At 67.4% G+C, this 14,993-nt stretch carries 11 protein-coding genes and 2 pseudogenes; 5 read left to right on the forward strand and 8 right to left on the reverse strand.

The annotated features are described in order from the left end of the window. Window positions 1–132 precede the first annotated feature (132 nt). Window positions 133–1,503 (forward strand): annotated as a pseudogene (locus tag AC5P1C_RS39345) (ISAzo13 family transposase); the annotation flags it as partial. Window positions 1,504–1,687: 184 nt separating this feature from the next. Here the strand turns inward: AC5P1C_RS39345 and AC5P1C_RS39350 are convergent. The 4 genes and pseudogenes from AC5P1C_RS39350 to AC5P1C_RS39365 all read right to left on the reverse strand — a co-directional run. Then, window positions 1,688–2,178 (reverse strand): annotated as a pseudogene (locus AC5P1C_RS39350) (transposase); the annotation flags it as partial. A gap of 552 nt (window positions 2,179–2,730) precedes the next feature. Beyond that, window positions 2,731–3,237 carry a hypothetical protein gene (locus tag AC5P1C_RS39355; RefSeq protein WP_493870788.1) on the reverse strand — a complete coding sequence of 169 codons (507 nt, stop codon included), beginning with the start codon at window positions 3,235–3,237 and terminating at the stop codon, window positions 2,731–2,733. Between the two features lie 486 nt (window positions 3,238–3,723). Then, on the reverse strand, window positions 3,724–3,882 hold the full coding sequence (locus AC5P1C_RS39360) for a hypothetical protein (RefSeq protein ID WP_493870789.1): 159 nt from the start codon (window positions 3,880–3,882) through the stop codon (window positions 3,724–3,726). 685 nt (window positions 3,883–4,567) lie between these two features. Continuing rightward, window positions 4,568–5,383 carry a hypothetical protein gene (locus AC5P1C_RS39365; RefSeq protein WP_493870790.1) on the reverse strand — a complete coding sequence of 272 codons (816 nt, stop codon included), beginning with the start codon at window positions 5,381–5,383 and terminating at the stop codon, window positions 4,568–4,570. A gap of 130 nt (window positions 5,384–5,513) precedes the next feature. On the opposite strand from AC5P1C_RS39365, the gene AC5P1C_RS39370 reads away from it, so the two are divergent. Continuing rightward, window positions 5,514–6,260, forward strand: coding sequence for a hypothetical protein (locus tag AC5P1C_RS39370; protein ID WP_493870791.1), 747 nt, complete (start codon window positions 5,514–5,516; stop codon window positions 6,258–6,260). On the opposite strand, the gene AC5P1C_RS39375 is transcribed toward AC5P1C_RS39370, so the two are convergent. Continuing rightward, complete coding sequence (locus tag AC5P1C_RS39375) at window positions 6,228–6,524, reverse strand: hypothetical protein (protein ID WP_493870792.1); 297 nt, start codon at window positions 6,522–6,524, stop codon at window positions 6,228–6,230. The two genes, AC5P1C_RS39370 and AC5P1C_RS39375, sit on opposite strands and share 33 nt — an antisense overlap. 252 nt (window positions 6,525–6,776) lie before the next feature. Here AC5P1C_RS39375 and AC5P1C_RS39380 point away from each other — a divergent pair, with 252 nt between their 5' ends. Both AC5P1C_RS39380 and AC5P1C_RS39385 read left to right on the forward strand, forming a co-directional pair. Then, the gene (locus AC5P1C_RS39380; protein ID WP_493870793.1) at window positions 6,777–8,855 is read left to right on the forward strand and encodes a trypsin-like serine peptidase; all 2,079 of its coding nucleotides are present in this window, start codon (window positions 6,777–6,779) and stop codon (window positions 8,853–8,855) included. A gap of 60 nt (window positions 8,856–8,915) precedes the next feature. Then, window positions 8,916–9,431, forward strand: a complete 516-nt coding sequence (locus AC5P1C_RS39385) for a DUF6023 family protein (RefSeq protein ID WP_493870814.1) — start codon at window positions 8,916–8,918, stop codon at window positions 9,429–9,431. Between the two features lie 514 nt (window positions 9,432–9,945). Here the strand turns inward: AC5P1C_RS39385 and AC5P1C_RS39390 are convergent. Beyond that, on the reverse strand, window positions 9,946–10,992 hold the full coding sequence (locus tag AC5P1C_RS39390; RefSeq protein WP_493870794.1) for a transporter substrate-binding domain-containing protein: 1,047 nt from the start codon (window positions 10,990–10,992) through the stop codon (window positions 9,946–9,948). A 38-nt stretch (window positions 10,993–11,030) separates the two neighbouring features. Continuing rightward, entirely contained in the window at window positions 11,031–12,554 is a 1,524-nt protein-coding gene (locus AC5P1C_RS39395; RefSeq protein ID WP_493870795.1) for a GlnX family signal transduction membrane protein, read from the reverse strand. 24 nt (window positions 12,555–12,578) lie between these two features. Between AC5P1C_RS39395 and AC5P1C_RS39400 the strand changes: the two genes are divergently transcribed. Next, the gene (locus tag AC5P1C_RS39400) at window positions 12,579–13,523 is read left to right on the forward strand and encodes a glycine betaine ABC transporter substrate-binding protein (RefSeq protein WP_493870796.1); all 945 of its coding nucleotides are present in this window, start codon (window positions 12,579–12,581) and stop codon (window positions 13,521–13,523) included. A gap of 137 nt (window positions 13,524–13,660) precedes the next feature. Here AC5P1C_RS39400 and AC5P1C_RS39405 read toward each other — a convergent pair whose 3' ends face one another. Continuing rightward, the gene (locus AC5P1C_RS39405; protein WP_493870797.1) at window positions 13,661–14,878 is read right to left on the reverse strand and encodes an alginate lyase family protein; all 1,218 of its coding nucleotides are present in this window, start codon (window positions 14,876–14,878) and stop codon (window positions 13,661–13,663) included. Between the last annotated feature and the right edge of the window lie 115 nt (window positions 14,879–14,993).

Here is a 14,993-nt window from a genome sequence, read left to right on the forward strand (position 1 = left end):
GGTTCACTTCATGCGCGTCCACCCATCCAACATGCTCCTGATCAGGAACATCCGGAAGACGTAACGGAGTCCTACTAAGGGCTTGCAGATCATCAAGGTGTTGCTTTCCGTCCTGGGATTCGTTGGCTTGGTATGCGCATCCCGGACGAGACTCGTGCCCAACTCGCAGTGAAGTTAGCGGTGTTGTTCCCGCATCTGGACGAGCGGCAGCGGCGGCTGCTGATGGCCGCGGAGGCCCGGGGGCTGGGGCACGGAGGCGTCCGGGCTGTCGCGCGGGCGGCTGCGGCGAGCGAGACGACGATCCGTAAGGGGGTGTTCGAACTCGAGGCCGGAGAAGATCCGTTGAGGCGCGTTCGGTGACGGGGCGGAGGGCGTAAACGAGTCGCCGATATCGATCCTGGGCTGCGGCCTGCGCTGCTGGCTTTGGTCGAGCCTGACGAGCGGGGTGATCCGATGTCGCCGCTGCGGTGGACGGTGAAGTCCACTCGCACCCTCGCGCGGGAGCTGACCCGGGCCGGGCACCGCGTCAGCGCGGACACCGTCGCCGACCTGCTGCGGGAGGAAGGCTTCAGTCTGCAGGCCAACGCCAAGACCATCGAGGGCAGCCAGCATGTGGACCGCGACGCTCAGTTCCGCTACCTCAACGAGGAGGCCCGAACACACCGGGATACCGGCCAGCCGGTGATCAGCGTGGACACCAAGAAGAAGGAACTCGTCGGCGAGTTCAAGAACCACGGCCGCCAGTGGCGGCCGACCGGTGCCCCGGTGCCGGTGAGCGTCCATGACTTCGTCGACCGGCAGTTGGGCAAGGCCATCCCGTACGGAATCTACGATCTGGCAGCGAACACCGGCTGGGTCAACGTCGGCACCGATCACGACACCGCCGCGTTCGCTGTGGAATCCATCCGCCGCTGGTGGCACGGCCAGGGCCAGGACACCTACCCGCAGGCAACACGACTGCTGATCACCGCCGACGCGGGTGGCTCCAACGGGTACCGCCCCCGGGCCTGGAAACTCGAACTCGCCCGGCTCGCCGCAGAAACCGGGCTGATCATCACCGTGTGCCACCTGCCGCCCGGCACATCGAAGTGGAACAAGATCGAGCACCGGCTCTTCTCCCACCTCACCATGAACTGGCGGGGCCGCCCGCTGACCAGCCACGAAGTCATCCTGCAGACCATCGCGGCGACCACCACCCGCACCGGACTGCGCGTGGGTTCCGTGCTCGACACCAACACTTATCCGACCGGCGTCCGCATCGGCGACGCGGAAATGGCGGCCCTGCCGCTGACCCGACATGCCTTCCACGGCGACTGGAACTATGCCCTGCGCCCCGAGCCCCGCCCCGCAATCCCGGCGGCCCGAACCCCGCATGCGCCGACGCCGGAGTGGGACCAGACACTGCTGTCCGATCCGACACTGACCGGCATGTCCCGGCAACAATTGGACGACCTCACCTGGAGCTTGGCCGCCGACGGCGATACCCGGCGCGGCCGCCCGCCCCGTCTCTGCGCCTGCCGAAAACTCCATCCGTGCAGTTCAAGCGGCATGTTGGTACTCGTGCAGGATTCCGCCGAGGCGGTCTCTCCGGCGCACTTTCAGTTGGGTGATTTGTGCGTGGGGGGTGCCTCTATGTCTTTCGTCAAGGCACCGCTGTCGGGTTTGGGGTGGTTCGAGGTTGCTGGGGTTATGCGGCGAGTTCGACGTCCTTCGGTGTCCGGGTTTCGTAGAAGGTGCCGTCGCGGAGCATGGCGAACAGGACGCTGATGCGTTGGCGGGCGAGGCGGAGGAGGGCCTGGGTGTGGGTCTTGCCGCGGGCTCGCTGGCGGTCGTAGTAGGTGCGGGAGGCTGGGTCGGCGTTCATGCAGCGAAGGCGGAGAGGAACATCGCGCGTTTGAGCTGCCGGTTTCCGCCTCTGGGTGCGTGTTCGCCGTGGATCGAGGTCCCGGACGATTTCGTGGTCGGGGCGAGTCCGGCGTAGGAGGCCAGGTGGGCGGCGGTGGGGAAGCTGGTGCCGTCGCCGACGGTGACCAGCAGGACGGCGGCGGTCCTGACGCCGACGCCGGGCATCGAGGTCAGGACCGGGGAAAGAGGGTGGGCCTCCAGCAGGGTGTTGATCTGGGCTTCCATCGCCCGGCGCTGGGTGTGCACGGCGGTCAGCGACGCGGCCAGGGAAGGACGGTCTTTGCCTGGCTGACCCGCTACAACACCCGCCGCCGGCACTCCGCCATCGGCCACTTCAGCCCCAACGCATACGAACACCGACACCACACCGGTAAAATCACGCTCGCCGCGTGATCAATAACCGCGTACCCACCTTCACGGGGGAAGGCCCGTGACAGCGACGGATGGTTATTCGGCACCCTCAACGCGTTCGCCCGTGGGGCGCGAACCAGAGTGGGCAGCACTGGGAACAGTTCAACTACTGACGCCGCCGCCATCACTTTGAGTGGAGGAGAGCCCGAAGTTCTTGGCCCACGTTGCCACCACGAAGGCGGCGGCAACCGTGGCGACTGCGACGCCGAGCCCGGACGAAGACAGGGCGAGGGCGGCGACAATACCGCCAAGCACTAGCGTGAAGATCGTGAGCGCTAGGGTCTGACGCCGCCACGCCGTACGCGCACGATGCTCGCTGAGAAGGTTCTCATCGGCACCATCGAGCGATACGAGATCTCGGAGGTTCGGCCCCGCCAGGACTGTCAGCAGCCGTGCTACTTCACTGAGTGCCCGCTAGCGGCCATCGTCCGTCCGGTCGAGCGCAACTCCGTCACGCAGCGTGCGTACGTGCGTTGCGGCGGCCGCATAATGCCGCACGACCTGAGCCATGGGGTTCCTCCCGTCAGGAAGGGCCCGTTTGACGGCGTATTTCTCCAGGGCGCGAGCGAGGTCCTCGAGCGCATGTACTGCTGGAATGTGGGGGGAATGAAAGGGTTCCTTGCCCGACGGCTCCCGTCCAGACGCCTCGAACGGCACCAGTAGTGCCTCGTAGGACCGACGCCCGGCGGCGGTGACGACCTCGGTTGTCCAACGCTGCATCCCAGGGCCCATGGCCAGGAGGTTCAGTCCGATGGTGAGCAAGACTGGCACCAGCAGGGCCACGCCCGCTAGAGGCACATGCCACGAGGACCAAGCACTGGCCATAACGATGAGCGATAGCGCTCCGCCAGCGTTGAAGGACAGCACGGAAGTGCTGATGATCTTGACTGTGGAAGCCCTCGATGATGCCTGGAACAGCACGTCTTCACGCTGTATGTAGTTTAGGGCCGACGCCGACAACGTGCCCGATTACTTGAGCTGATCTTCGACTCGAGGTCGGTCCGCCGCTCGACTGCGCGCTTCAACGCCCAGTGCCACACCACACGTTCGAGTAGCGTCTTTTTGCCCCGCCGCTGAGACGTCGCAGTCATCATCAGCGCCCAAAGCGACATCGTCCAGGCAGTGATGGCGAGGGTCGCCATATCACCTCGGGTCATACGTCCCCCTTCACACGTTCGGCTTGCGGCGGCCTCTGCGCTGCTCGCTCGCTGGCCACCACCCGTTTACACAGGTGCGCCGTTGAGGCGCTCCGGTTCCAGGCGCACGCCCCAAACACCGATGCAAGAGTTCACCCTGCCCGAGCCTTGCTGATCATCACCCCTGCTCCCACCACGCCACCGCTCGCCTCCTGTCGGCTGGTGACGCGCGAAGGGGTGCTCCACCCGTGGGCGGAGCACCCCTTCGGCGTTACTTTCTACGCTTCCAGTAGTTCTCCCACCACTTCACGCGGTCTGCCGAGCTACTTGGCATCACGGCGCGGACCAGCAGGATGAACAACACCAGTGCCAACAGGCCGAACACGGCCCACCATGGCGTTTCGGGCGGCAGCAGGCCGACCACGGACATTATGAATCTCCAGGTATCCCCGTGCCCAACGCGCGGAGGTACTGCTCATAGCCCCTCCCGAGGACATGCGGTGCGCAACATCAGGCAGCTTGTGGGTGACGGGAGACTCAGACCTGGGGCGCTCGGGGGACGCGCATGCCGCGCAACCGAGCGACAGCGCGTGGCGCGGTAGGCATGTGAGACGGGGGCGGCCTGGGCAGTTGTAGTCGAACGGCGAGAAGTTGCTGCAGGAGCAACCGGGCAAGCGCCTCAAAGAAGAGATGATGAGGTCGTCTGGCCCCACCTCTGCGTGCTCGGCGATTCCGGCGAAAGAGTCGTTCAGCGACGGCCTGAAGAGCCTGCCCTGCCCGCTCCATCTGCGAGCGGAGGGCCTCTACGTAACGCGCGAAGTGTTGCAACGCACGAACCAGCCCGCCCAACTCCGACCAATCGAGCGTCGGCTCTACCGATGTCGGGAGCGAGTCGGGATCACGGCTGGGTGGATGCAACGCGGACACAGCGGCAGTTTAGGGCCGGTGGGGCAGGCTTGGCGCCTGAACTCGGAACAACGACTGTGCAGTTGTGGGCTGACTGACGGATCATGGAGGCGGCGCGTGGGCGCTTCCGGTCAGGTTCGCGCCGTGGCCCGCCCCACGAACGCACTGCCCGCGGCCATCGGCCTGCGCCACCGACATCGATCTCCGGATCAAGCCCGCAATCCGGTCTGCAAGTTGGCCTGGGTTACGGCACCCGATACCGACAGACACGTGGTCGTGACGGAGTACTTCATGCCCCTCCGTTCTTCAGTCCGCGGCTTCGGGGCCCGCATCAGATGCATTGAAGGGCAGGAACCAGGTGTCCGGGCGGAGGTTGACCATGCCGAGCTGCTGGTGGATGTCGTTGTGGCCTCGACGCCATCGAGATGTTTGTCGAAGAGCATGAGAACGTCGTGGTCCTCGAAGAGGAGATCGGTAGCGGTGTCCCAGTCCCAGTCGTATGGGCGGGCCGGCAGGTCGGCAATCGCGCGGGCGACGGTGTGCGGCTGTTCGGTACGTATGCGTGGGGCGTGGGCTAGAGCGAGGTGTAGGGCCATTTCCTCGCCGGTGCAGCGTGGGCGTGGTTCGTCGTTGTGGTCGATGGCGATGGCCAGGTCGCGGGACGCTTGGGCGAAGCGGGTGCGCCAAGCGGTGGACTTGGCGAAGGTGAGGCGGGGGAGCGAGTCCAGTACGTGAAGGGGCTCGTCGGCGGCGTCGACATGGCGGTTGGCGAGATGGGCCGCGTCGGCCTCGGTGAGTTCAGCCAGTTCGTTCAGAGCGAGGCGCAGCACAGCGGCGGTTCGAGGGGTCAGTTCCCACTCCGGTTCGTCCTCCCAGCGCTCGTCATCGACGTGGGTCAGTAGCCGTTCAGCGGCGTCCACGCCAGTGGTGGCGCGCTCGGCGATGGTGGACAGGAGCCCGGCGGCTCGGTCACCGAAGTGCCGCATGGTCATGTCCAGGACGCGAACGCTGTCGTGGGATCCCATCTCCAGGAGCGCACACACCTCGGGGAACAGGTCCTCCTGATCACACGGCTCCGAAATGTGTTCATGGCGGGAAGCATGGGGCAGAGCGACTGGCGGCGCTGCCGGACGCCGTAGAGCGCCCCTGGCGGGCGTGGCATCAAGCGAGCACGTCCGGGGTGGGCTCGCCGCATGCGCGATGTGCTGGAACGAGGCTGCCGACGGCGGTGAACGTCCGCGTACGGTGCCGAATGGTTGCGCAGCGCGCTCAACAGCGTCGAACCTGACCTTCCTCCAGGTCCCGCTCCTCGAGTCGTACCTGCAGTCCCCGCAGGTGCACGTCACCGCCAGCAACAACCCCGAACTGCGCGGCGGTTACTTCATCAACATCCCCGAGGAGCGTGCTGACGAGGTACGCGACCTGCTCGCCGTGATCAAGCGCGACCGTGCCGACATGCTCAAGTTCGCCGAGGCGGTCGCCGCGGGTCAGGAGATTCTGCGTGCCAACGCCACCGGCTTCGACCTGACCCCGCTCTACCCCAAGCTGCCGACCGAGCTCGGCGGCTTAGTGGAGCTCGCGTACGACACCGACAACCAGGCGCAGATGCGCTTCATGGAGCCGGTGGTCTACATGAGCAACGTCTACCAGGAGTCCCGCCAGTCGGTGCAGCTGTCCATGGAGACCGGCATCGAGCGCCCCTTCATCCTGAGCACCCCGCGCCTGCCGTCGCCGGACGTCCTGGAACTTCAGATTCCGTTCCGCCACGAGGGCCTTGCCGAGCTCTTCAGGAGTCGGGTGCATCCGACGAACCTGGCTCATCTGCGTGACGCCCTCGGCCTCGACGACACCCAGGCCAAGCAGCTGATGTCAGCGCAGCACGGTGTCAGGCCGGATCAGTAGGCGCAATCGGCGCAGGACCTTGCGGGGTAATGGCACCAGCAGAGCGGCAAGGAACACCCGGTCTTCCGGAGCAAGCTTCACCCGGTCCGCGCCGAGTTGTCGCTCAAGGACGGTGAGCTGGTGGCGCAGGGTGAGGATCTCGGAGGCCTTGGCTTGGTCACTCGTGCGCAGCAGGCGCAGGGAGGCGAAGAGGTGAGCAGCGGTCAGGCAGGTGAGACGGAGCAGCACGAGTGACCTCCTGCCGCGCCGTGCGATGGACCCCATGACTGAGGTCCTGCTCGGACGTAATTATCGGCACACACAAGGCTCGCGGACAGGGGCGAACTTGGCTGTTGTGCGTCGACCCACTCTCCGTTCGGGACGGAGCCGGTCGCGCTGCCGCCCGTCCAGACGTCCTGGCTCAGGCGAAATTCCGTTGCGATGTGCATTGGTATGTACCAATGGCATAAGGTCCTGGGCGTCGTGCGGTGCGTCGTCACTGTATGTCCTTTTTTGTGCTCCAGATGAAAGATCCACGTGAACCAACGAATACGTATCGTCGTGCGCACCACAGCGCTCGGCGTCGCGGCAAGTGCCCTGATGCTCACCTCGCCTGGCCTCGCGTCAGCGGCTCCCGTGAGCCCGGCGAGCCCCGCCCCGACGCTGTCGGCCTCCCCGAGCGCCACCGCCACTCCCGAGGTCAGCCCGCCTCCGCGATCCTCCGCCACGCAGGACCCGACCAAGGACCTTGAACCCACGGGCACGCCGGACGCCTCCCTCAAACACCCCGACAAGCACCCCGATCAGCGGGAGAAGGAGGCCGAGGAGAGCACGGCGCTCAAGGCCACGCCGGAGGAGATCGCCGAAGCCAAGGCGGCCGAGGCCTACTGGACTCCGGATCGCATCGCCAAAGCCGTACCTGCCAACCCCGACAAGGGAGTTGTCGACGGGGTGCCGAAGACGGCGGGTGACATGCTGCGCTCACCCTCAAATGTCAACAACAATGGTGTCGCCACCGCCGGTGTCTTCCTCATCAACCAGGATGACGAACCGCAGTCGGATCCGGGCAAGCGCGATCAGTTCTGCTCCGCCTCCTCCGTGGCTTCGCCCAACAAGTCGCTGGTGATCACGGCCGCGCACTGCCTCAACGACAACGACCGGTTCCGCAACCTCGCGTTCGCGCCGGGCTGGAAGGCCGATCCGCAGCACAAGGGCCGTGGCATCGCCCCCTACGGCGTCTTCCCGATCAAGAAGGGGAAGGTCTGGATCGATGGCCGCTACCTGTCCCTGGGCTCGCAGAAGGCCGACGACCTCGACTTCGCCTTCCTGCGGACCGGACCGAACTCCAAGGGAAAGTTCCTGGAGAACGCGACGGGGACGGGCAATGAGCTGACCACGCTCCCCGCCTCCGGCAACCTGAACCAGAGAAACGTCACCCTGATCGGTTTCCCCGGCAGCTCCAAGTCGCCGCGCGTGTGCCCCAAGACATCCACCAAGGCCTACGCCGGACGCTTCTTGGAGATCGCCTGTGACGGGTTCGCCCCGGGCGTCTCCGGCGGGCCGTTCCTCCGCAACTTCGACGGCAAGCGCGGAGATGTCATCGGCGTCATCGGCGGCTACAAGACCGGTGGCAAGTTCGACAACGTCTCTTACTCCTCACAGTTCGACGCCGACGTCGTACGCCTCTACAACCAGGCCGTGAACGACTACACGCCGGACAAGCCCTCCCAGAACCAGGGTATGGGCGACGCGGGACTCTGGCGCCACGCCACGGCCACGGCCACCGGCCAGTTCCACACGTCTTCGCAGAAGACGCAGGACGGCGACCTGGTCGTGAAATGGTCCGACGGGGAAATGACGCTCTACCCCGGCGACCAGTCGCAGGGTTTCTACACCGGCTGCGCCCAGGGCCAGCCATGTGAGACGCGCCTCGCCAAGCCGAACAAGATGTGGGCCGACTACGCCGAGGTGATCACAGCCGGCGACTACACCGGCTCCAACGCGTACGACCTGATGGTCAAGTGGATCGACGGCGAGGTCACGATCTACAAGGACATCGACGAGCACACTCAGCTGCCCACCTCCACCTCCGAACACCCGGCAAACGAGATCACTGTCGCCAAGGCCGGCTCGACGTGGAAGTACGCGAAGGGCATCGCGACAGGCAAGTACGGCGGTAACAAGTGGGCCGACGACCTGGTCGTCCGCTGGGTCGACGGGGAAGTCACCAAATACACCAACGTCGACGGCGGCGGCTTCCACGCCGAGCGGCAACTCCTGGCCCCCAACGCCCTGTGGAAACAGCATGCCTCGGTCATCGCCGGCGGAGACTTCGACGGGTCCACCAACTCCGACTTCGACCTCTTCGTGCGCTGGTCGGACGGTGAACTCACCATCTACGAAGACGTCGGCGCGCACGGCCTCGGCAAGGAGAACCAACTGAAGGGCCCGAATGGCACGTGGAAGCACGCCCGGGTGATCGCTCCGGGCGAGTTCGGCGGCAACCTCTGGGAGGACGACGTCTTCGTGCGCTGGTCCGACGGCGAGGTATCCGTGTACGGCAACACCCAGGCTGACGCGCTGGGCCGCGAGTACCAGCTTGTTCCTCCTGGATAGGGTTATTTCATGCGCATACGTCATACCCTCCCTCTGTCCGTCGCGGTTTTGGCCGTTCTGATGTCTGGCTGCGCGGATGATCAGGGCGGGAGCGGCTCCAAGGAGAGTGCCGCCGCCTCGACGCAGTCGTCGAAACCGTCGGCGTCTTCCGAAGGCACTGGGAGGCCATGGGAGCCGGACGACGCGTTGAGGCGTGCCGAGCAGGCACTCAAGGCCGCCGCTGACGACGGTACGGAAGCGGAGCTCGTCGATTCCAGCACCGCCTACCTGGGGTCGGGTCTGAAGAAGTCCTTCCGCGCGAGCGGCGACAAACCGTACCGATTCGAGATCACCTGTGACACGGACGGGACGGAGGAGCTCACTCTGACCTTGGCCCGAGGTTCGGACGAGCAGGCCTACGGGGTGGGATGCGGTGACCGCGATGCGGACCACTTCAACCTCCCGGCGGGCAAGCCGTTCACGGCGCACGTCGAAGCCGAGCGGGCCGGAACGGGACTCATCGCGTGGCGCCTGACCACGGTCGCCCCTGGCGATGTGGACGGATGCGACGACGATGTCGACGGGTGCGAGGACTGACTTCCTTTTCGCACCGTCTCCCGTGAGCGGGCCGGCCGCGGGGCCCACGGGCTCACGCGGTCGCCCCGCACACGAGAGACCATCACCATCGAGTTCGACCGATCTGAGGCACATTGTCGACACGGCAGGCCCGCCTTCGAGAGCGCCGACCTCTGTGTCTGGCGGCGGTGCTTCAACAGGTCGCGGTGCCGGCGCAGGGCCGCGCGGGGGAGCGGAGTGAGCAGCGCGGCGAGGAACGCGCGGTCCCGTTGTGCAGGCGGGGACGTTTGGCGTCGGGTTGCCTTTGTAGCCTGTCGTCCCGACGGAAACGTCGCAGGTAGGGGTCACCTTCGGGTGGCCCCTCCTTCGTGTTCGGGAGCGTTATCGGGAGCAGGGATGCGTCGGTTCCGTTAGAGACATGAGGATCCGCTCCCTGTGCTCCCAAGGGGCCTCACCCTCGCTCCCTTGTCCGCATATGCGCCAAGGGTCCTTGTGTGCGTCGAGGCGCAGCGGTTTCCGCCAGTGCCGCCATGGCTCAGCCGTACTGCGGAGCTGGGGGCTTGGCCGGGCCCAGCCAGTCCTTCAGCCACCGGTCATAGCTCTTCTGCCAGGCGCTCTCGCCGGCCTTCTCCAGGGTGCTGTTGACCACCCGCAGCAGATCGTCCGTCCCGTGCTTGACGGCGACGCCGTAGGAGTCCTCGCCGATCTGCGGCCCGACCAGCCGGGTGCCGTCCTCCTGGGCAGCCAGGCCCGCGGCGAGCCCGCTGTCGGTCAGGACCGCGTCCACGCGGGAGAGCTGAAGCAGCATCAGGCAGTCCAGGGCACCCGGCCGCCCCCGCATCCATGCGCCGTACTTCTCCTGGCCCTCGCCGCTCAACAGCTCGTAGCCGCTGGAGCCGTAGGCGGTGCACACCGTTTTGCCCTTCAGGGTGCGGTTGAAGCCAGTGATGTCGGAGTGCTCGGGGACCAGCACTCGCTGCCCGGTCTCGAAGTAGGGGCTGGAGAAGTCCACGGCCGGTTCCTCCGGGGTGCCCTCGAGCGCCCGACAGGTGATCGGCATGGCCTGCACCAGCACATCCACCTCGCCGTACTCCAGGGCCTGTTGGCGGCGGTCGACCGGGACGGTGCGGAACTCCACCGCCTCGCGGTCCCCGAGCAGGGAGTCGGCCAGCTGCTTGACCAGGTCGATGTCGAAGCCCGCCAGCTCGCCCTTGGCGTCGCGGTGGCTCCACAGGTTGCTGTTCTGCGCCACCCCGGCGATCAGTTTGCCCCGGTCCTTGATCTTCTTGACGGCCGCTCCGTTCTGGCTGCCGCTCTTCGGGTCGGGACTCACCTTGGTGTTGCAGTCCTCCCCGGCGGACGTCGGCTGCCGCGGGGCCTGATCCGGCGCCCCCGCCTGAGCCGCGGACCGCGCTCCCGCCGTCGGCGCCTGCTGCGGTGCGGCGCCGCTGACCGTGGGCACCGTCACCAGCGCGGCGGCGGCCAGCCACACCGCGGCCCACACCCCGGCCACGCGGCGCCGGTCACGCGGCGGCGTGGCGCCCCGTGCCGGACCGCCGGACCCCGCACCTACGTTCCCCACTGCCGTCTCCTCCCTCATACCGCCGTGGCCCCCGGCGGTCACCGGTACTCCGACAGCCGCTTGCCGACTCCCAGGACTACGCCGGCCACGCCGAGCAGGCACAGCACCGAGCCGCCGACGGGCAGTCCGGTGAGCGCGCCGCGCCCGCTCTCGGCCTGCTCCTGGAACTGCTTCTGCTCGTGGTCCACCGCCGCGGCCAACTTGCGGTCCATGGCGGCGAAGCTGCGCTCGGTGGTGTCCTCGATGGTCTTGCCGTCGGCCTTCCCGCCGATGGTGCGGGCCAGGGCGGCCTCGTAGTCGCCGCGGTCGTCCTGCTTCCGGGCCTGGTCGTGCAGCTTCTTCCAGTCCTTCAGCTCCGCCCAGGCATCCGCCACCAGCTCCTGCCCGACCTCGTCCTCGGCCTGCCGCTCGGAGCGCTGCATCAGCCGCTGCCCCTTGTCCTTGTCGTCCATCGCACCCGCCCAGTAATCGAACTCCTGGGAATAGGCGGCACCCTCCCCGCGCGCCACCAGGGCCATGTTCTCGTTCCCGCGGGCCTTCAGGCCGGCGATCCGGGACTGGGTCAGCAGCTGCACCGAGGCCGAGCCGTGGGTGTCGGAGTCCTCCAGCGAGGAGCGGGCCATGGCATGACCTGCCGTCAGCCAGACCAACGAGACGAGGACCGCCCCGGCTGCCGCCACCAGACCCAGGTTGAGCAGCCGGTTGGTGGCCAGGTAGAGCCGGTAGGAGTAGAAGCCGATCACGGCCAGAACGAGCAGCCCGGCGCCGTAGGCCGCCCAGGGCGGCTCGGTCGCGTCGGCGCGGATCGCGGCCATCCGCCGGGTCTCCGCGTGGTACATGTCCTCGGCCGCCGGGAGCATGGTGGAGCGCATCTGCTCCGAGGCGTACCGCAGATAGGAGTTGCCGACCGGCTTGTTCTCACGGTTGGCGGAGCGTGCCGCCTCCACCAGGCCGGTGTAGCCGGGCAGTTCCTTGTTCAGGATGGCGATCTGCCGCTGCGCGGCGTAGGAGTCCCCGGTGCGGGCCGCCGCTTTGGAGAGCAGCCGGGAGGCGGTACGGATATTCGCCTCGTAGGTGACGCGGTCCGCATGGGACTCCTTGATGCCCCGCAGGAAGCCCGCCCCCGCCGTGGCGTCCGCGTCCGCCAGCGAACGGTAGATCTCCGCCGCGTCCGCGCTCAGCGGCGCGGACTGCTCCGCCACATTCCTGGCCGCCGTCTGGCGCTCGTACACCGACGTGGCCAAGAGTGCTCCGAACAGCACAGTCAGCAGTGTCAGGATCAGCCCCGCCAGCCGCAACCGGGCCGGTGGGGAACCCGTCCCGACGATCCCAACGACCACGGAGGCCGCCACCCGCACCCTCCCGCGCCGCCGTTCCGGAACAGCCTGCGCCGCCGCCCCCATCGGTGCGGACACTTGCAAGGATGCACCCGGTCCGGACGCACTCCCCGTTCCCGTCGGCGTTTCCGTCGGCGTCACCACACCGGCCCTCCCCCTTGCCGTTCGGCAGTCCCCGTCAAATGCCCCGCCCCGTAACGCTGTTGGGAACACTAGTGCTTGCATCCCGCAGGGAACTAGGCTGACGGAATGTCCACCTGGGGAGACAGTGCACACGCGTTGGATCGACGCAGGCTCCTGGGAGTCCTGGCCGCGGGGGCGCTGGCGCCCGCCGCCCTGTCCGCCTGCGGCACCGACGGGGAACCGGGCCGGGCGAAGGCCGCGGCGAAGAAGGACCGGGGGACCATCACCATCGGCTATGTGGCCTGGGACGAGGACATCGCGGTCACCGAGCTGTGGAAGCAGCTGCTCGAGTCCAAGGGCTACCAGGTCAAAGCCGTGCGGAAGGACGCCGTTCCCGACCTGTTCCGCGGGGTGGCCGAGGGCCGGTTCGACGTCTTCATGGACGCCTGGCTGCCGAGCGTCCACACCGAGCAATGGGCGCAGTACGGCGGCTCGATGGTGGACATCGGCCCCTGGTATGAGCCCGGCGATCTGGGCCTGGCCGTGCCCGACTACGTGGATGAGGTCGAGTCCCTGGTCGATCTGCCGGAGTACGCCGACCTCTTCGACGGGACGATCATCGGCATCGAGCCGACCGCGGGTCTGACCAGAACCGTCGACAAATCAGTGATCCCGGAGTACGGCCTGACCGGCAGGTACCGCCAGAAGGCCAAGGACACCGGCACCATGCTGCAGGCCCTGGACACCGCCTACGCCGCGAAGCGCCCTGTCCTGGTGGGCATGTGGCGCCCCCACTGGGCGTTCTCCAAGTACGACATCCGCTACCTCGATGACCCCGCCGATGCCTTTGGCGACCCCGACAAGCTTCACACGATCGTCTCCCGAAAGTTCCACGGCCGACGCGACAACGAAGCCCTGGAGTGGCTGCGGAACTTCCGGGTGACGCCGGATCAGCTGCAGGGCCTGGAGGCCGCGATCCAGGAGGCCGGAGGCGCGGAGCGCAAATCCGCCGCGGTGGAGACCTGGATCGGCGACAACCAACCCCTCGTCAAACAATGGCTCCCGATCTGATCACGCGTGCCGCGTCGACTCGGTCGACCAGTCCGGGGTCCGGGCAACAGCGAGTGGGAGCGGGGCGGCCCCACGCGTACTCCGGAGGTACTCCGGAGGCCACCCCTCCCGAGCCGGAGTGCTTCGGGAGTCGACCACTAGGGATTCTCCGCGTGTGTCAGGGTCTCCCAGGCCACGAACAAGTCGTCCGTCCCTGCCGGTCGCATCCGTGCCGCCAGTTTGCGTGTCTGCGGCAGCGGCCCGCCCAGGCGGTTTCCCAAGTGGTTGACAGCCACCTCCAGGTCGGGGCCCATCGTCAGCTCCGGCTTTCCGCCGCACAGCCACTTCGGCATCTTCTCGCCGAGCTGGTAGCGGGAGTGCAACTCCATTGCCGCGGCCAGGCGTTCACGGACCGGCGCGTAGAGGTCCACCCCTTGGTGCCAGGCCGTCTCCGCGATGTGGGACGTCGCGGCGAGGGCGTACCCGACGTGCTCGAAGTTGCGGCAGGTCTCCTGCCCCAGACCGTTCACGAACCGTTTCTGTCCGAACCAGTACGTCCTGATCTGCTGCGGCGTCTTCACCGTGCCGCCCGGCGGCGGGACCGGCAGCTTTCCGTCCGAGCGGAGGTAGAAGTAGGCGGGCACCCGGGCCCGGAAGCGGCTCAGTGCCCGGTCGAAGGTCTTGCGGTCGTCGAGGAAGACGGCAATCCCGGCGGTCGCGTCGGTCATCGCGAGATCCCAATTGCCGTTGTAATCGGCGACTTTGCCGGAGAGCTCGGGCAGGTAGACCTGGCGCAGCATCCGTGAGAAGCGGTCCACGTCCTGCTGCGGCCACCCGGCATCCGTGTGCCGCACGATCTCCGCGGCCCTGGCCCAGGTCGACCCCGCCCAGGCGGTCTGCAGGCCCGCGTTGCCCTCTGTGTGGTCTTTGATGACGGCCGACCAGGAGTCCATGATCTGCCTCGCCTTGTCCGCGTGCGCCCGCTCCTCGGTGACGTACCAGAGCAGGGCGTGCGTGTACGCGGCGATGGCGTCCTCTCGCTCCGCCGTGCAGGCCCGGGGCTTGGCGTAGGGCTTGCAGGCAACGATCTTGTGCGGTCGCGGGCGGCGGTCCAGGGCCGCGTACCGGCTGCGGCGCATGGCGTCGTACGCCGCTCGCCACGGCTGTTGCCCGGAGCGCACGCGCTCGCGGACCGCGTCGAGCTGGGTGCGGTCGACGTGCACTCCGGGGTGTGCGAAAGGCTTCGGCTCGGTGGGGTGTGCGGCCGCGGTGAGCAGGGGCGCCAGGAGCGCGGCGGCGACCAGGGGAACGGTGCGCAGGGCGATGGCGCGGACGAGGGCGGTGGTGCGCGGTGCGGCGGCGTACGGTCTCGGCATAACGGAAGCCTCGCCTCTTCCCCGTCGGGGCGCAGGATCTGTTACTCCGCTCCCGGTGATCTGGGCCCCGGTGATCTGGCCCCGGTGATCTGGCGACGGCGAGTCTCCGAACCGG

Source organism: Streptomyces sp. A18 (assembly GCF_059026065.1).

Coding starts and splice junctions, on each gene's coding strand:
- AC5P1C_RS39400 (WP_493870796.1), top strand. CDS start 12,579: ATGTCCACCTGGGGAGACAGTGCACACGCGTTGGATCGACGCAGGCTC.
- AC5P1C_RS39365 (WP_493870790.1), bottom strand. CDS start 5,383: ATGGGATCCCACGACAGCGTTCGCGTCCTGGACATGACCATGCGGCAC.
- AC5P1C_RS39385 (WP_493870814.1), top strand. CDS start 8,916: ATGTCTGGCTGCGCGGATGATCAGGGCGGGAGCGGCTCCAAGGAGAGT.
- AC5P1C_RS39360 (WP_493870789.1), bottom strand. CDS start 3,882: ATGTCCGTGGTCGGCCTGCTGCCGCCCGAAACGCCATGGTGGGCCGTG.
- AC5P1C_RS39375 (WP_493870792.1), bottom strand. CDS start 6,524: ATGGGGTCCATCGCACGGCGCGGCAGGAGGTCACTCGTGCTGCTCCGT.
- AC5P1C_RS39405 (WP_493870797.1), bottom strand. CDS start 14,878: ATGCCGAGACCGTACGCCGCCGCACCGCGCACCACCGCCCTCGTCCGC.
- AC5P1C_RS39395 (WP_493870795.1), bottom strand. CDS start 12,554: ATGCAAGCACTAGTGTTCCCAACAGCGTTACGGGGCGGGGCATTTGAC.